The sequence below is a fragment of the Streptomyces sp. 5-10 genome (genome assembly GCF_014712245.1).
Classification (GTDB): Bacteria; Actinomycetota; Actinomycetes; order Streptomycetales; family Streptomycetaceae; genus Streptomyces; species Streptomyces violaceusniger.
The window spans coordinates 13,262-29,643 of record NZ_JACVYG010000054.1; the positions used below are offsets into that span (position 1 = coordinate 13,262).

15 protein-coding genes are annotated in these 16,382 nt (G+C 72.1%); 12 read left to right on the forward strand and 3 right to left on the reverse strand.

Going from position 1 to position 16,382, the window contains the following annotated elements:
- Nucleotides 1-3 precede the first annotated feature (3 nt).
- From IEJ02_RS38970 to IEJ02_RS39025, 12 genes are all read left to right on the forward strand, one after another.
- Nucleotides 4-1,245, forward strand: a complete 1,242-nt coding sequence (locus tag IEJ02_RS38970; protein WP_191069106.1) for a beta-ketoacyl-[acyl-carrier-protein] synthase family protein — start codon at nt 4-6, stop codon at nt 1,243-1,245.
- Nucleotides 1,242-2,375 (forward strand): beta-ketoacyl-[acyl-carrier-protein] synthase family protein, encoded by a 1,134-nt coding sequence (locus IEJ02_RS38975; protein WP_191069107.1) that lies wholly within the window; start codon nt 1,242-1,244, stop codon nt 2,373-2,375. Before IEJ02_RS38970 ends, IEJ02_RS38975 begins: the two co-directional genes overlap by 4 nt.
- Nucleotides 2,372-3,316 (forward strand): beta-ketoacyl synthase N-terminal-like domain-containing protein, encoded by a 945-nt coding sequence (locus IEJ02_RS38980; RefSeq protein WP_191069108.1) that lies wholly within the window; start codon nt 2,372-2,374, stop codon nt 3,314-3,316. Before IEJ02_RS38975 ends, IEJ02_RS38980 begins: the two co-directional genes overlap by 4 nt.
- A 56-nt stretch (nt 3,317-3,372) precedes the next feature.
- Nucleotides 3,373-4,239 (forward strand): alpha/beta fold hydrolase, encoded by an 867-nt coding sequence (locus IEJ02_RS38985; RefSeq protein ID WP_275562100.1) that lies wholly within the window; start codon nt 3,373-3,375, stop codon nt 4,237-4,239.
- A complete protein-coding gene (locus IEJ02_RS38990) occupies nt 4,236-5,255 on the forward strand; it encodes a hypothetical protein (RefSeq protein WP_191069110.1) in 1,020 nt (339 codons plus the stop codon). Before IEJ02_RS38985 ends, IEJ02_RS38990 begins: the two co-directional genes overlap by 4 nt.
- A gap of 23 nt (nt 5,256-5,278) precedes the next feature.
- Nucleotides 5,279-6,406 carry a beta-ketoacyl synthase N-terminal-like domain-containing protein gene (locus tag IEJ02_RS38995; protein ID WP_191069111.1) on the forward strand — a complete coding sequence of 376 codons (1,128 nt, stop codon included), beginning with the start codon at nt 5,279-5,281 and terminating at the stop codon, nt 6,404-6,406.
- Complete coding sequence (locus tag IEJ02_RS39000; RefSeq protein ID WP_191069112.1) at nt 6,403-6,828, forward strand: 3-hydroxyacyl-ACP dehydratase FabZ family protein; 426 nt, start codon at nt 6,403-6,405, stop codon at nt 6,826-6,828. The genes IEJ02_RS38995 and IEJ02_RS39000 overlap by 4 nt, the downstream gene beginning before the upstream one ends.
- Nucleotides 6,828-7,310 carry a 3-hydroxyacyl-ACP dehydratase FabZ family protein gene (locus IEJ02_RS39005; protein ID WP_191069113.1) on the forward strand — a complete coding sequence of 161 codons (483 nt, stop codon included), beginning with the start codon at nt 6,828-6,830 and terminating at the stop codon, nt 7,308-7,310. The genes IEJ02_RS39000 and IEJ02_RS39005 overlap by 1 nt, the downstream gene beginning before the upstream one ends.
- A gap of 56 nt (nt 7,311-7,366) precedes the next feature.
- Nucleotides 7,367-8,113 carry a 3-oxoacyl-[acyl-carrier-protein] reductase gene (gene fabG, locus IEJ02_RS39010; RefSeq protein ID WP_191069114.1) on the forward strand — a complete coding sequence of 249 codons (747 nt, stop codon included), beginning with the start codon at nt 7,367-7,369 and terminating at the stop codon, nt 8,111-8,113.
- 26 nt (nt 8,114-8,139) lie between these two features.
- On the forward strand, nt 8,140-8,853 hold the full coding sequence (locus IEJ02_RS39015) for a 2-hydroxychromene-2-carboxylate isomerase (protein ID WP_191069115.1): 714 nt from the start codon (nt 8,140-8,142) through the stop codon (nt 8,851-8,853).
- Between the two features lie 51 nt (nt 8,854-8,904).
- The gene (locus IEJ02_RS39020; RefSeq protein WP_044573519.1) at nt 8,905-9,111 is read left to right on the forward strand and encodes an MbtH family protein; all 207 of its coding nucleotides are present in this window, start codon (nt 8,905-8,907) and stop codon (nt 9,109-9,111) included.
- A gap of 163 nt (nt 9,112-9,274) precedes the next feature.
- Complete coding sequence (locus tag IEJ02_RS39025; protein ID WP_191069116.1) at nt 9,275-11,362, forward strand: ABC1 kinase family protein; 2,088 nt, start codon at nt 9,275-9,277, stop codon at nt 11,360-11,362.
- 77 nt (nt 11,363-11,439) lie between these two features.
- Here IEJ02_RS39025 and IEJ02_RS39030 read toward each other — a convergent pair whose 3' ends face one another.
- Genes IEJ02_RS39030 through hppD form a run of 3 tightly spaced genes read right to left on the reverse strand, consistent with a single transcriptional unit; the run spans nt 11,440 to nt 16,069 of the window.
- Complete coding sequence (locus tag IEJ02_RS39030) at nt 11,440-12,549, reverse strand: prephenate dehydrogenase (RefSeq protein ID WP_191069117.1); 1,110 nt, start codon at nt 12,547-12,549, stop codon at nt 11,440-11,442.
- Nucleotides 12,546-15,041 (reverse strand): aminotransferase class I/II-fold pyridoxal phosphate-dependent enzyme, encoded by a 2,496-nt coding sequence (locus IEJ02_RS50575; RefSeq protein WP_191069118.1) that lies wholly within the window; start codon nt 15,039-15,041, stop codon nt 12,546-12,548. The genes IEJ02_RS39030 and IEJ02_RS50575 overlap by 4 nt, the downstream gene beginning before the upstream one ends.
- Nucleotides 15,038-16,069: a 4-hydroxyphenylpyruvate dioxygenase gene (gene hppD, locus IEJ02_RS39040; protein WP_317986031.1), complete on the reverse strand. Its 1,032-nt coding sequence runs from the start codon at nt 16,067-16,069 to the stop codon at nt 15,038-15,040. The genes IEJ02_RS50575 and hppD overlap by 4 nt, the downstream gene beginning before the upstream one ends.
- Nucleotides 16,070-16,382 lie beyond the last annotated feature (313 nt).

A 16,382-nucleotide genomic window follows, 5' to 3' on the forward strand; every position in this document is an offset into this window, starting at 1 on the left:
GGGATGGCGGAGTCGGGGCATACGAGCCCGCGAAGAGTGGTGATCACCGGTCTCGGTGTGGTCTCCAGTATCGGTATGGGCGTCGAGGAGTTCCTGCGGGGACTACGCGCCGGAAGCAGCGGGGCCAAGCCGATCACGGTGTTCGACGTCGAGGGCTTCGACCACGCGAACGGCTGTGAGGTGGAGGACTTCGACCCCGAGCGGTGGATACGCCACCTCGCGGTCGAGCACCTCGGCCGGGCGACGCAGTACTCGGTCGCCGCGGCCCGGATGGCGATCGAGGACGCGGGGGTGTCCATCGCGGACTGGCGGTCGCTGCCGGGTCTGATCTCCATCGGTACCACCGACGGCGAATCGAGGGATCTGGACCACCTGGTCGAGGCCGAGATCGCCCACGGTCCCGAGCACATGCCGGCCGACCTCGCCCGCCGCGTTCCGGCCGGCCGCCTGTCGGCGGCCATCGCACAGGAGTTGCAGCTGTCCGATGTGGAGGCGGTCACGATTCCGACCGCCTGTGCGGCCGGCAACTACGCCCTGGGCTACGGCTATGACGCGGTTCGCTCCGGGGACGCGGAGTACGCGCTGTGCGGTGGCGCCGACGCGATGTGCCGCAAGACGTTCTCCGGTTTCTACCGGCTGGGCACCATCGCGCCGGACCGGTGCCGGCCGTTCGACGTCGACCGCAAGGGCATCCTCACCGGTGAGGGTGCCGGGGTGCTGGTCCTGGAGAGCCTGGAGTCCGCGCTGGCACGTGGCGCCCGGATCTACGCCGAGGTGCTCGGGTACGGCCTGAACTGCGACGCCTACCACCAGGTGGCGCCGAACCAGGACAGCGTCGGCCGGTGCATGCAGCTCGCCCTGGAGAACGCCGGGGTCAAGGCCGACCAGGTGGACCTCATCTCCGCCCACGGCACCGGCACCAAGGCCAACGACGTCACCGAGGCACGTGCCATCCGTGAGGTCTTCGGCGCCCGGCCCCCCAGGACCATCTCGATGAAGTCGATGATCGGCCACACCATGGGCGCCGCCAGCGCGCTGTCGGCCATCGGCTGCGCCCTGGCGATCACCGAGAAGTTCATTCCGCCGACCATCAACCACACCACCACCGACCCCGAGTGCGATGTGGACTGCGTGCCCAATGTGGCGATCGAGGCGGAGCTGAAGGTCGTGCAGAACAACGGCCTGGCCTTCGGCGGCAACAACGCGGTGGTGCTGCTCGGCCGGTACGACGGGGTGCCGGCATGAGCTGGGCGGTGACCGGAATGGGGGCCGTGGCCGGGCTGGGCGGCGATGTCGACGAGCTCTTCGGCAACCTGTGCGCGGGCCGGTCCGCAGTGGCCGAGCTGCGCGGCTTCGACCACGCGTTGCACACGGCCCGCCACGCGTACGAGGTGGACAACCGCCCCGCACCCGGGGTGGACGTCACCCGGCGGGCGACCGGGCTGCTGCTGGACGCGGTCGGCCAGGCGGTCCGCGACGCGGGCCTCGACGAGAGCGATCTGAGCGGGGTGCCGGTCCTGGTCGGCACCGGTCTGCGGGAGCTGCGCTCGGTGGAGCTGTGGCGCACCCAGGGCGCCGACTTCCCCGCCGGGGAGCTCCACTTCGGCACCGCGCTGCGCGAGACGTTCCGGGCCGATGACACCCACACCCTGTCCAACGCCTGCTCGGCCGGGCTGTACGCCCTGGCGCTGGGCGTGGACCTGCTGGCGCAGGGGGCGGACACGGTGGTCGTGGCCGGGGTCGATGTGCTCACCGAGACCATGTACGGCCTGCTGGAGCGGGTGCAGCCGGTGCCCCCGACCCGGGTGCGGCCGTTCGACCGGGACCGGGACGGCGTCCTGATGGGCGAGGGCGCGGCGGCGGTCGTGCTCAGCCGGGTCCCCGGCGGACGTCCGGTGCACGGCCTGGTCCGGGACGTGGCGGTCAACTGCGACGCCTTCCATGTGACGGCGCCGGACCCGGCCGGTATCGCCGAGGCGATCAGGGAGGCGCACACCCGGGGCGGGGTGAAGCCAGCGGACATCGACCTGCTGATGGTGCACGGCACCGGGACGCTGCTCAACGACGAGGCGGAGGCGACCGCGCTCGCGGACGTCTTCGGCCCGGACCGGGACAAGCCCCTGGTGACCGCCACCAAGTCGATGACCGGGCACACCTCGGGCGCCTCCGGGCTGCTCAACCTGGTGGTCACCCTGCGCTGCCTCGCCGAGGGGCGGGTGCCGCCGACCGTGGGCCTGGACAACCCGGTGGACGAGGCGGCCGGATTCCGCTTCGTCACCGGAGAGGCGGCCCACCGGCCGCTGACCGTGGCGCAGTTGAACGCGTTCGGTTTCGGCGGCATCAACGCCGTCGCGATCCTGGAGGCGGCCCGATGACGGTGGTGGTGAGCGGGGTCGGCGTGGTGCTGCCCCGCGCGAGGTCGGCACCGGAGCTGATGGCGCCGGCGGCGCAGGCCCCGCCGGTCGAGCCGAAGGACCTGGTCGGCCGGAAGGGCCTGCGGTACAAGGACCGGGCCACCCAACTCGCCTACTGCGCGGCCGACGCGGCCCTGCGCGACGCCGGTCTGCTGGACGACCGGGGCCTGCGCGTCCCGGGCGGAAGCGTCGCGGTGGTCGCGAGCTCCAACTACGGCAATCTGGACACCATCTGCCGGGCGATCGACACCATCGCCGAGCGCACGGCGGCGGCGGGCAGCGCCATGGATCTGCCGAACGCCTCGAGCAATGTCATCGCCTCCTCCGTCGCCATCCGCTTCGGGCTGCGCGGCCCCAACCTGATGCTGTGCAACGGCGCCACCTCCGGGCTGGACGCCGTCCACTGGGCGGCCGCGCTGATCCGCGGCGGCCGGGCCTCCCGGGCGCTGGTGCTCGGCGTCGAACCCGACAACGCGTCCGTGCGCGCCTTCACCGGCGGCGCGCGGACCATCGACGGGGCGGCGGCGCTGGTGGTGGAGAGCGGGGAGTCGGCCGCCGAACGGGGAGCGAGCGCGCCGGCCGTTCTCGGTGCGTACGTCCGGGGCGCCGGACTGGACCGCTGTCTGGAGCGGCTGGCGGGGACGACCGGTGACCGGCCGGCCCTGTGGCAACTGCCCGAACAGCGGGCGGCCGCCGTGCCGGACACCCTGCTGGAGGGCGTGCCCCGGCACGATCTGGGCGAGGTCTTCGGCCTGGGCTCGGGTGCGCTGGGAGTGCTCCAGTGCGCCGCGGCCGTCGGCTGGTTCGCCCGGGGCGGCGCCGGTCCGGTGTACGCCACGGCGGGCACCGACGCCGACGACGCCAGCGCGGGCATCGCGCTGCGCGGGCGGGCAGCGGCCTGATGTCGGCCGGTGACCGCCTCGTGCGGGGGCTCGCACAGGAGGACGGCGGGCCCGCCGTGGCATCCGCGCGGGGCGACAAGGAGAGCCCCGTGGTGGTGACCCGGCGCGCCCCGGGCGACCCCGGGCGGGGCCGGGTGCTCTTCCTGCACGGACTGTCCAACAGCAGCACGGTGTGGGACGCCTGTGTCGAGCAGGGCCGGCGGGCCGGCGGACCCGAGATGTGGGCCGCCGACCTGCCCTGGCGGGGCCGGAGCGTCGCCGGGTGGAGCGCCCGGGGCGATCTGGTGCCGTATCTGGGCGACGCCCTGCGCGCGGTGCCGGGCGGCGCCGGTGTGGTGGTCGCCCACTCCATGGGCGCGAACGTCCTGATGGAGTTCCTGGGCCGCCGGATCGAGGAGGGCCTGGACCCGTTCACCGAGTTCGGCGTCGAGGGCATGGTGCTGGTGGCCCCGTTCTACCGGCGCACGGCCGAGGAGTTCGACTGGGCGAGCCTGGCGTACTCCGTGGACACCATGGCCCCGCTGATCGCCGAGGGCATCCGGGTGCACGCCGGGGATCGGGTCCCCGGGGCCACCCGCCGCCACCTCGCCGAGCGCATCCGGGACTGGGTCGGCCCCTACGGCTGGATGCGGTTCTTCGAGATCTATCTGCGCACCCCCGCCCTGCGCCTGGGACGGTTCACCGTGCCGTGCCTCGTCCTCGCCGGTGAGGACGACTTCGCCGCGCCGCCGACCGAGGGCCGCGCGCTCGCGGACGGCCTCCCCGACGCCGAGTTCCGACTGCTGCCCGGCTGCGGGCACTTTCTGATGATCGAGCGGGCGCGGCAGTTCGCCACCCTGCTCGACCGCTTCGTCAGCACATGTTCGGCCGTCCGTCCGCACGGCGGTCCCGGCCCCGGATTCCCATGGGAGCACGATCGATGACCACAGTGGCCGAAGGCGCCGTCAAGAGGCTGCTCACCAGCGAGACGACCGCGTCGCTGCGCACCCGGTACGAGGGCTCCAACGTCTGCACCTGGATCGGGTTCAAGCACATCAACTACCTGGTCGAGGAGGCCATCCTCTACCACTTCGCCGATGCGGACCTCCCGGCGCGGGCGCTGTATGCCGAGCATGGCCTCGGTGTGGACATCGTCGACCTCGACACCCGGATCCTGCACGCCCTCTACATGGACGAGACGGTCCAGGCGCGGGTGGTGCCGACGGCCGGGGACGACGACTCCTTCATCTCCTTCACGGTGTCCCTGCACGCCGACCGGGACGGCGCGGACACCAAGGTGGTGGGCGCCAACGCCAAGGTGGTGCTGCGCTCGGACAGCTATGTCGAGGCGGCCGGTGAACCGCCCGCCGAGCTCGCCCGGTTCGTCACCGGCCGGCTGAGCACCCCCGGCGCCGTCGCCCCCGAGCCGCCGGAGCTGACCGGCGCCGACCTCACGGCCGTCACCACCTCGCTGTCGGCCGGCCGCGGCACCTCCGGCCCCGACCCGGTGCTCGACCTGCTGACCTCGGGGAAGAACGCGTTCGGCTGGAAGTGGCGGATCCCCTACCCGTACTGCCACTTCTCCGAGCGGCTCCAGATGTCCAGCTATCTGCGGCAGATGGAGGAGGTCGTGGACCTCTTCCTCGCCGACCGGGGCATCTCGGTGAAGACCCTGCTGGACGAGCGCCGGTGGATCCCCGCCTGCCCGCACTCCCGGATCCAGATCCTGGACGAGGCGCTGATGGAGGAGGACCTCTACACGGTCTACACCGTCGAGAACGTCTTCAAGGACTTCACCTACACCTCCCGCATGGACTGCTACGTGGTGCGCGACGGCCATCTGGTGCCGACCGCGACCGGCAAGGTCACCCATGGCTACGCCCTGATCGAGAACCGGCGGGACTGGAACCTGATCACCTTCGACGAGCGCGTCTCCAAGGCGCTGCGCGGCGAGTCCTGACCGACGACGGCGACGGAGCAGACATGAGTGGCGGCACAGCTCTTGCGAATCGACCGGTCATCACCGCCTGGTCCGCGGTATCGCCCTTCGGGATAGGCCGCGCGGCCTTCGCCGAGGGGATCAGGGAACGCCGGCCCGCGGCGGCCCCGCTCGACGACGAGCGGTGGCAGGCGGCCGGGGACCGCGCCTGTCTGGTGCCCGACTTCGACCTGCGCACGGTGCTCGGGAAGAAGGGGGTCCGCTCGATGGACCGGGTGACCGGCCTCGCGGTCACCACGGTCGCCCGGCTGCTCGACGACGCGCCGCGCAACCGGTGGGTGGCCACCGGCGAGGACGCCGCCCTGGTCCTGGGCACCACCACCGGCAGCGTGCAGAGCCAAATGGACTTCACCCGGGACTCGTTCACGGGAGAGAAGCCGTATCTTGTGGATCCGGCGCGCTTTCCCAACGCCGTCATGAACTGCGCCGCGGGACAGAGCGCGATCTGGCACCAGCTCAAGGGGCCGAACACCACGATCGCCGGCGGCCACGCGGCGGGTCTTTACGCCCTCAACTACGCGCGCCGGCTGCTCACCTTCGGCCGGGCCAGGACCGTGCTGTGCGGTGCGGTCGAGGAGTTCTCGCACGCCCGCTCCTGGCTGGAGAGGCACGCCCACCGGCCGGGCACCGAGGGGACCGCGCGGCTGCCCGGTGAGGGCTGCGGACTGCTGCTGGTGGAGCAGCGCGGCCCCGACGCGCGGGACGACACCGAGCAGCCGGTGCTGGCGGAGGTCCTCGCGGTGGAGATGGGCATCGCCCTGGACGGCGGGGTCCGCCCCGCGCTGGCGGCCTGTCTGCGCCGGGCCCTGAGCCGCGCGCGGGTGCGCCCGGAGGAGATCTGGGCGGTCTCCACCAGTGAGGCGCCCGGCCCGTCCGGGGAGCAGGAGCGGGCCGCCGTGGCCGAGGCCGCCGGGGGAGCGGACCCCGTCCACCTCACCCAGGCCGCGCTGATCGGGGACACCGGGGCCGCGGCGGCGGCGTTCCAGATCGCCGGGGTGCTGGTGCACGCCAAAGCCACCCCCGAGGCCGCCGGCCGGGTGGCGCTGGTGACCTCCGTGGACCGTGACGGCGCGGTCGGCTGCGCCCTGCTGCGTCTGGCCGGGCCGCGATGACCGGGACTGCCGGAACGACGGACACCCGGCCGAGCAGCCCGGTCGCCGCGCGGGTGGAGGTCGTCCGTCCGGCCGTCGCCGACGACCGGGGCAGGGTGCGTGCGACGACGGCCGTCACGGTGGGCGAGGACGAGGCGGTCTTCCCCGGGCACTACCCGGGCTTCCCCATCTTCCCCGGGGTCTGCGTGATCGAGTGCGTACACCTCAGCGGTCTGCGGACCCCTCCGCCGGGCTCGGCCGGTCTGGAGCTGGTGGCGGTGGAGAGCGCCCGGTTCCTCAGCCCGGTCTTCCCCGGCGACCGGCTGGAGATGGAGCTGGTGTGGACCGGTGGGTCCGGGACGTGGAAGTGCGCCGCCAAGGTGGCCACCGGGCGCGGTGCCGCCGCCCAGGTCAGACTGCGGTTCACGGCCGAGGAGGCGTGATGATCGGTCAGTTGGAGATCCGGAAGGTGCTGCCGCACCGGTTTCCGATGCTGCTGCTGGACCGGGTGACCGACCTGGTCCCCGGGCAGCGGGTGACCGCCGTCAAGGCCGTGACCTGCAATGAGCCCTGGTACCAGGGGCTCGGGCCGGACGCGGCGGCGGAGGCCTACGCCTATCCGCGGGTGCTGCTGCTGGAGTCCTGGTGCCAGTCGGCCGGGCTGCTGGCCACCTGGGAGTCGCCGGATCCCGATGTGCTCGAGGGCCGGGTCATGCTCTTCGGAAGCGTGTCCGGGGTCGAGTACCACCGGCCGGTGCTGCCGGGGGACGTACTGGAACACCGGGCGTCCATCACCCGGGTGGTGGACGACACCGTGATCATGGAGGGCGGTTCCACGGTGGCCGGTGAGCTCGCCGTGACGGTCGGCCTCGCGGTGCTGGCCTTCCGCCCGGCGGGGGAGCTGCGGCCCAGTGCCCTCGTCTGACCCCTGGCAACAGACCTCCGGCCCCATGCGGCCGGCCGAATCGCTTTGGAGAACCAATGGCAGAGAACGCATCCCGGGTGGCGCTGGTCACCGGCGGTTCACGGGGAATCGGCCGGGCCACGGTGGAGCGTCTGGCGCGGGACGGCTTCGATGTCGCCTTCTGCTACCAGTCGAACGAGGCGGCCGCCCTGGAGCTGGAGAAGGAGGTCACCCAGACCGGGGCCCGGGTGCTCAGCCGCAAGGCCGACGTCCGTGACGCGGAGGCGGTGCGCGCGCTGGTCGCGGAGACCGAGCAGACGCTCGGCCCGATCGACGTGGCCGTGACCGCCGCCGGTATCACCCGTGACAACCCCCTGCTGCTGATGAAGGACGACGAATGGCATGACGTGCTGGACGTCAACCTCGACGGGGTCTACCACGTCTGCCGCTCCGTGGTGTTCGGCATGATGAAGCGGAAGAGCGGGGTGATCGTCAACATCTCCTCGGTCGCGGGCGTGTACGGCAACGCCACCCAGTCCAACTACTCGGCCTCCAAGGCCGGCATCATCGGGTTCTCCCGGGCCCTGGCCAAGGAGGCCGGGCGGTACGGAATCCGCGCCAATGTCGTCGCCCCGGGGTTCATCGACACCGACATGACCTCCGTGCTCACCGGCCAGGTGAAGGACAAGGCGCTGGAGTCGGTGCCGCTCGGGCGGCTGGGGCGGGCCGATGAGGTCGCCGACCTCGTCTCGTACCTCGTCTCGGACCGTGCGGCCTATGTCACGGGCTCCGTCGTCCGGATCGACGGCGGCATCACCATCTAGCATCGCCCCGAACCCAGGAGGTTTCGTTGGCCGTCAAGCCACCGCGCTGGTACTTCTCACTCCGCAGCCCCTATTCCTGGCTCGCCTACCGTGAACTCACCGAGAACGCACCCGATGTGGCGGACGCGATCGAATGGCGCCCGTACTGGGAGCCGGACGAGGTGAGCGAGCGCATGCTGGCCGACGCCGGGATCCACCTTCCCTATGTCGCGATGTCCAAGGAGAAGCACTTCTACATCCTGCAGGACGTCAAGCGGGCGACCACCGAGCGTGGTCTGCAGGTGGTCTGGCCGATCGACACCGCTCCCAACTGGGACGTCTCCCATCTCGCCTATCTGGTCGCCGAGGACGCCGGCCGCGGGCGGGACTTCATCGACGCCGTGTACCGGGCCCGCTGGGAGAACGGCATCGACATCTCCGAACGTGCCACCATGGCCGCGATCGGCCATGAACTCGGCCTCGACCCCGACGCGTTGGCCGGTGCGGTGGACGATCCGGAGATCCGCCGGCGGGGCATCGAGGCGCTGCGGGCGGTGGACCGCGACGGAGTGTTCGGAGTGCCGTTCTTCATCCACCGGCACGACAAGTTCTGGGGGCTGGACCGGCTCTCGGGTTTTGTCGCGAGCGTCCGCGCCAAGACCCGGACCGCCGCCATGGAACAGCGGGAGAACGACCGCGAGGTCGAGCCCGCCCTGCTCGTCCCCGCCGGTGACGCCGGCCACGCCGGTGGCTGCGGCTGACCGGACATACTCAAAAAGACCCGAGAGACCCGTCAGAGAGGCGATTACGTCATGAGCAACCCCTTCGAGGACGAGAACGGCAGCTACTACGTGCTGGTCAACGACGAGCAGCAGCACTCGCTGTGGCCGGCCTTCGCGGAGGTGCCCGCGGGCTGGACCGTCGTCCACGGCCAGGACAACCGCCAGGCGTGCCTGGACTACATCAACGAGAACTGGACCGACATGCGGCCCAAGAGCCTGATCGAGGCGATGGGCTGACGCCCGCCCCACCCTTCCCATGCCACGGGGTCCGACAACGCGACGTCGGGCCCCGTGGTGTGTCTCTGGCAGGTTGCTGCGTGACATGCGGACAGCACGGTCCGAGAGGGACGATCCGGACTACTGTTGACGCACTCTTCATCGCACATCGGGGGAACGTGCCATGACCTGGCTGGCTGCCACCGGCATCGACGACCTGTCCTTCGGGCTGCTGATCGTGCTGATCGCCGTATCGTCGCTGGGCGTCTTCGTCTACGGCGTCTCGGCGATCTCCGGCCGGCTGCTCGGCATCCGGGTGGGCCCGCTGCGCGCCCTCGGCGCCGGTCTGGTCGGGCTGGGCGCGATGCTCGTCTTCAAGCCGACCGTGCACGACCAGCAGAGCATGGGCGTGCTGTACGGGGTCCAGGTCGGGGTGTCCGTCCTCGCCGCGATGGCCACCCTGGTGCTGGCCGAGGTCTTCCTGCCGCGTGGCAGCTGGGCGCTGCCCATGCGGCTGTGGCGCGCGATGCGCAGCCGACTGCGGCGCACCCGACGCTATTCGCAGATCAGCGGGATCTTCATGCGCCATGGGCTGAGCCGTCCGCTGCGCAGCCGGAGCAGTCTCGAACGGGCCCTGCGGCCCGGCGAGTTCGGCGAGCGGATGGCCAGGGGGCTGCGGCTGGCGCTGGAGGAGTGCGGCGGTGCCTTCATCAAACTGGGCCAGCTGCTGTCCACCCGGCGCGATCTGCTGCCCCCGCACTTCATCGACGAACTCAGCCGTCTGCAGAGCGATGTGGCCCCCGCGCCGTGGGGGGAGGTGGCGGCGCTGCTGCGCGAGGAACTGGGCAGGCCGGTGGAGGACGCCTTCGAGTGGATCGAGCAGGTCCCGCTCGCGGCCGCCTCCATCGCCCAGGTCCACCGCGCCAAGCTGAGCGGCGGTCCGGTGGTCGTGGTCAAGGTCCAGCGCCCGGGGATCCGCGAGATGGTCGAGCGCGATCTGGACATCGTCGTCGCGGTCACCCACGGCCTCCAGCAGCGGTCCCGGTCCTCCCACGCCATGGGGCTGCGGGATCTGGGCGACGGCTTCTCCACCTCGGTGCGGGAGGAGCTGGACTTCCGGATCGAGGCCAACAACGCCGCGGTGGTGGCGGCGTCCTGCGGCGGGTACGAGCCGGACGCCCTGGTGCGGGTGCCCCGGGTGTACGAGGAGTTCACCACGGCCAGGGTGCTGGTCCAGGAGTGGCTGGAGGGGGTCACCTTCGACCGTGCGGCGGCCGTCGCGGACCGCGAGGGGCTGGACCGCCGCCAGATCGCCCGGACCGCCTTCGCCGCCATGCTCCACCAGATCCTGAAGGCGGGGGTGTTCCACGCCGATCCGCATCCGGGCAATGTGCTGCTGCTCGACGACGGGCGGATCGGCCTGCTCGACTTCGGCTCGGTGGGCCGTATCGACCCGTCGGTACGCCATGCCCTGCAGGAGATGCTGGTGGCCGTCGACCGCGGCGACCGGGCCGGTCTGCACGACGCGCTGATGGCCCTGCTCGGCACGAGGGCCACCAGGAGCGAGGACCTCGTGCTCAACTCGCTGCTGCTGGAGCGTGAGCTGGGGCAGTTCATGGCCCAGCACCTGGGGGTGGGGGCGCGGCCGGACACCGAGATGTTCACCGCGCTGTTCCAGCTGCTCGCCCGGTTCGGTCTCGCCGTGCCGCCGGAGGTGGCCGCCGTCTTCCGGGCCCTGGCGACCATCGAGGGCACCCTGGGCCGGGTCACCCCCGACTTCAACATGATCGACGAGGCCCGGGCGATCGCCGTGGACCTCCTCACCGACCGGCTGCGGTTCCGCGCCACGGGTACGGGGGGCGAGGAGGAGGGCGGGTTCGCGTCCGGTCTTTCGTCCCTGGCGCGGAGCGCGACCCATGAGTTCCTCTCCGCGCTGCCGATGCTGCGGCGGCTGCCCCGGAGGGCGGAGCGGATCGGCGCGTCGCTGGAGGAGGGGCGGTTCACGGTCCGGGTGCGGGTGCTCGCCGACGAGCGGGAGCGGCGCTTCGTCTCCGGGCTGATCCACCAGTTGACGGTCACGCTGCTGGCGGCCTGCACGGGGCTGATGGGGGTGGTCCTGGTGGTGTTCGGCACCGGGCGCGGGCCCCGGGTCACCGCGGAGGTGGAGCTGTTCCCGCTGCTGGGCTATCAGATGCTCGCGGTCAGCGCGATCCTCATGCTGCGCGCCCTCTACACGGCGCTACGCCGGCCGAACACCCACGACATGTACTGAGCGGCTCCACTGGATGTGCCACGACCGGCCGTCAATCGTCCGCGGACCGGCTCCTGGGCGGAGCCGGTCCGGGAGCGTCAGGCGTCGCCCACCAGCAGTGGCTTCTCCCGCATGGTCCAGCCGTTGGCGTCCAGCACCCGCCGTACGCCCGCGACGGAGGTCGACTCCACGAGCAGTTCGACCAGGCCGCTCGGCTGGTCGAGGGAGTGCTCGATGCGCACGTCCTCGATGTTGACCCCGGCCTCGCCGACGGTGGAGAACAGCCGGGCCAGCGCTCCGGGCTGGTCCGGGACGGCCACCGGGATCGCCATGTACTCGGCGGGCTGCGAACGCTGTTTGTGCGGTACGCGGGAGTGGCCCCGGTTGCCGCGCCGCAGCAACTCCTGGAGCTCGGCGGCGGCCTGCCGGCGCGCCTCGGACTCCGGGCCGGGCAGCGCCCGCAGGACGGCGATCAGCCGGTCCAGGTCCTTGGCGTAGTCGTCGAGGACGTCGGCCACCGCGTCGGCGTTGGCGGTCAGGATGTCGCTCCACAGGGCGGGTTCGCCCGCCGCGATGCGGGTGACGTCCCGCAGGCCCTGTCCCGACACCCGGATGTGCTCGGCCTCGGCGTGCTCCAGCCGGGCCGCCATCATCGAGGCGACCAGATGCGGGGCGTGCGAGGTCAGGGCGACGGCGCGGTCGTGGGCGTCGGTGTCCATCAGGACGGGGACGCCACCGCACAGCGAGACCAGCTCCAGCCCCCGGTTGAGCGCCGAGCGATCGGTGAGGGGCGAGGGGGTCAGCACCCAGGGGCGGCCCTCGAAGAGGTCGGCGCGGGCCGCGAGCGGACCGGAGCGCTCGGCACCGGCCAGCGGATGTCCGCCGATGTAGCGGGACGGATCGCCGCCGGCCGCGCGGACCTCCTCGTGCGGCCGCACCTTGACGCTGGCCACATCGGTGTAGGTGTGTGCCAGCCCGTCCCGCTGGCAGCGGGCGAGCACGGTGCCGATGCTCGCGGGCGGCACCGCGAGGACGGCGAGGTCCGCCTGCCCGGCGGGCATCTCCAGCGAGCCCGCCCCCAGGGCCTCGGCGGTCCTGGCGGCCGTGGTGTCTGCGTCGTCCAGGTACACCAGGACGCCCCGGCGACTCAGGGCGAGGGCGATGGACGTCCCGATCAGCCCGGTTCCGACGACGACGGCGGTCCTCATGTATCACGTCCCGGGGTGGGTCCGGTGGTTCCAGAGCGCTCGGTCTCCGCCCGGAGGAAGGCGGCGAGCCGCGCGATGCCGTCCTCGATCTCCGCGGTGCTCAGATAGCTGAAGGAGAGCCGGATGGCCCGTTCACCGCCGGCGCCGGGGTAGAAGTAGGCCATGGGCGTCCAGATGACGCCGTGGTCCTCGGCCGAGCGCAGCAGCGCGGCGTTGTCGGCGGGGAACGGCACCCGGACGGTGAGGAAGAAGCCGCCGCTGGGCCGGTTCCAGCCGATGCCGAGCCGGTCGCGGACGTCTTCGGGGAAGTGGCGGTCCAGTTGCTCCAGGGTGACGCGGAGCGCCTCGCCGTAGTGCTTGGCGGGCACCGCGTTGCGTTCGGTGAGCCGGCCGCCGCAGGCCAGCAGGGCACCGGCGACGGCCGCCTGGCTCAGCGCCGGGGTGTTCACCGTCACCATGCTCTTGACCTTGGCGAGTTCGTCGGCGAGCAGGCTCTCGGCCCCCGACGCGTCCCGCACGGGCTGGTCGGCGACCACGAATCCGACGCGGGCGCTGGGGAAGACCGACTTCGCGTACGACCCGAGGTGGATCACCCGCCGCGCGTGGTCCATCGACTTCAGGGTGGGCAGCTGGACGCCGGGGCTGACCAGCCGGTACGGGCTGTCCTCGAGGATCAGCAGATCGTGCCGGGCGGCGAGCTCCAGCAGCTCCTCGCGGGCGCGCCGGGACATGGTGTTGCCCGACGGGTTCGAATGGTCCGGCACCACGTAGAAGGCGCGCGGGCGGCGGCCCCGGGCCCGCTCGGCGAGGACGGCGGCCTCCACATCGGCCACGTCAAGACCGTCGGCCCGCTCCTCGACGGGATGCACGGGCACCCCCAGCAGACTGGCGGCTCCGGTGATGCCCACGTAGCAGGGGCTGGCGACCAGCAGGACGTCGCCGGGGGCCGCGAAGAGCGCGCGCAGGGCCAGCAGCATCCCCTCCTGGGCGCCCACCGTCACCACGATCGCGTCCGGCGGGGCGTCGATGCCCTCGTCGGCGCGGAGCGAGTCGGAGATCAGTCCGCGGATCTGGCCCGCGGTCGGGCCGTACTGGTACAGCGCGGTGCGGATGGCGTCGTCCGAGGCGCCGCCCGCGGCCAGGTGGTCGAGGTAGCGGCGGATGTGATCGAGGATCTCGTCCTTGTCGAAGAACTCCTCGTACGGCCGCCCCGGAGCGAAGGAGACCACGTCCGGGTAGCGGCCGGTGATCTCGTTCAGGAAGTTCATGGTGTCCAGCACCGGATCGGACACGCTGGCGTGCAGGTCTTCCTTGCGCAGCCCGGCCGTTGCGGTGCTTTCGGGCGCGGTCGGCAGGGACGCGCCCGCCACACCGGCGTGCGGGTGCTCCGTGCGGGAGGTGTCCGCCGGCACCGCCAGCAGCGAGGCGTCCGCGTCGGCGACGGTGGCGGTGCCGGTCAGCGCCATGGCCTCGGACAGCTCGTCGAGGACCAGGTCCAGGACGCCCGCCGCGCCCTCCTCGCCCGCCACGGCCAGTCCGTGCAGTACGGGGCGGCCCAGCAGCACCGCGTCCGCCCCCAGGGCGAGGGCGGCGAGGACGTCCCGGCCGCGGCGGACGCCGCCGTCCAGGAGCAGGGCGCAGCGGCCGGCCACGGCGGCGGCGATCGGGGCGAGCACGTCCAGGGTGGCCGGTGCCCCGTCCAGCTGCCGTCCGCCGTGGTTGGAGACCACGATGCCGTCCACGCCGGCGGCGATCGCGCGCCGGGCGTCCTCGGCGGTCATGACGCCCTTGACCAGGACGGGCAGTCGGCTGACCGAGCGCAGCCAGGCGATGACCGACCAGTCGAGCGAGGGGTCGAGGCCGGTGCGGCCGTGCTCGGACGGGGACGAGTAATCGGCCTCGTCCGCGGGCAGGTTGGCGGGCACGATATGCGGCGGCAGCCGGAAGTCGTTGCGCAGGTCGCGCAGCCGGCGGCCGAGCCGCGGGGTGTCGACGGTCAGAACCAGGGCCTCGAAGCCCGCGGCCTCGGCGTGCTCGATGAGCCGCCGGGTCGTGGCGCGGTCGCGGAAGCAGTAGACCTGGAGCCACAGGGGCGAGGTGGCGGCCGCGGCGATCTCCGCGAAGGTCCGCCCGGCGAAGGTGCTCACCACGAGCGGGAGACCGGCCGCGCCCGCGGCCCGCGCGGTGGCCGTCTCGCCGTCCGGGTGCGTCAGCGTGTGGTAGGCCATGGGTGCCACGGCCACCGGCGCCCCCCACCGCCGCCCCAGGACCGTGGTGGACGGGTCGCACTCACCCGACCCGGTCAGGACCCGGGGACTCAGCCGGGTGCGGTCGAACGCCGCCCGGTTGGCGGCGAGCGTCCGCTCCTCCCCGGCCCCGCCCTCGATGAAGTCCCAGACCGCCGGGCCGAGTCGGCCGCGGGCCCGCTCGGCGTACTCCTGGAGGGACAGCGGCGGCCGGGAGGCGCCGGAGGGGGCCGTGCGGCCGGTCACGAGGTGGCCGCCCGGGCGCGCTCGACGGCCTCGTACAGCGCGCGGATGTTGGAGCTTCCGAAGCCCTGGGCCCCGTGGCGCTGGATGAGTTCGAAGAACAGGGTGCGCCGCTCGAAGGGCGAGCGGGTGAAGAGCTGCAGCAGATAGCCCCACTCGTCGCGGTCGGCCAGCACATTGGTCTTGCGCAGATCGGCGATCGCCTCGTCGAGGTTGTCGATCCGCTCGGCGAGGGCGTCGTAGTAGGTGCCGGGGGTCTGCAGGAACTCGATGCCCCGGGTCTCGAACTCCAGGACGGCCGGGATGATCTCGTCCACGAGGAACGCCAGGTGCTGCACCCCCGGGCCGCCGTTCCGCTCCAGGAATTCGTCGATCTGGCCCGGCTTCTTGGTGCTGTCGGGCTCGATGATGGTGAAGGTGATCCCGGACGAGGGGCTGCGCACCACGATGGAGTCCATGGCCTGCTCGCCCACGGCGACGTATTCGCTGGAGTACTCCTCGAAGCCGAATCCGTCGATGTAGTACCGGACCGTGTCGTGCAGGGTGCCGGCGTCGAGACAGACCGCGATGTGGTCGAGCAGCCGCAGCTCGGTGGCGGTGCCGGCCCGGGGGGCACCCTTCGGCGACATGACCCAGTCCCGGCCCGGGGGCAGCCCGTGCGGCTGGTCGGCGGAGCGCTGGAGGAGGGTGTGGCGGACGGCGCCGAAGCCGGAGACGGCGGGGCCGGCCGGGTTGCCCGAGGTCAGATCGCCGGCACCGGCGGCCAGGGCGGCCTTCCGGGCCGCGAGGGGGTCCTCGCAGGCGAAAGCGATATCGGCGATGCCGTCACCGTGCTCGGCCAGGAAGTCGGCCGTATGCGGTCCCGAGGTGATGACGAGCTGGATGTCCTTCTGGCGGAGCAGGATCGATTCCAGCGCATCGGTCCGGCACTGGGCCTCTTCCCGAAAACCCATGCCGGACACGAAATAGTCCGTGGTTTTCCGCTGATCGCTGGTGTAGATCTCGATGTACTCGACGTCATGCGCGGTCACGATGCTCCCCATCCGACGATTGCCTCGCCACACATGTGTGTGCAACTCGTGGAATCGCACGGTACCGGCACCGGGGAGCGGTGCCATGGGCCGCCAAGAATTCTTCTATAGCGGAAAAGGCGCGGGTTCGGAATTCAGGTGGAAGGCGGTGGGGGGCGTACCGCCGAGAAGGCCGGCCGGCCGCGTCAATCGCCTCTTTTCGGGCGGTCGGCGATGATCGAGAAGGTGGTTGGCGGAGCCTGGCAACGGCTTATTCGATTCTCTTCATTTGAACGCTCGATGAGCGCTCCGCGCCGGCCGCCCTCCCCGAACC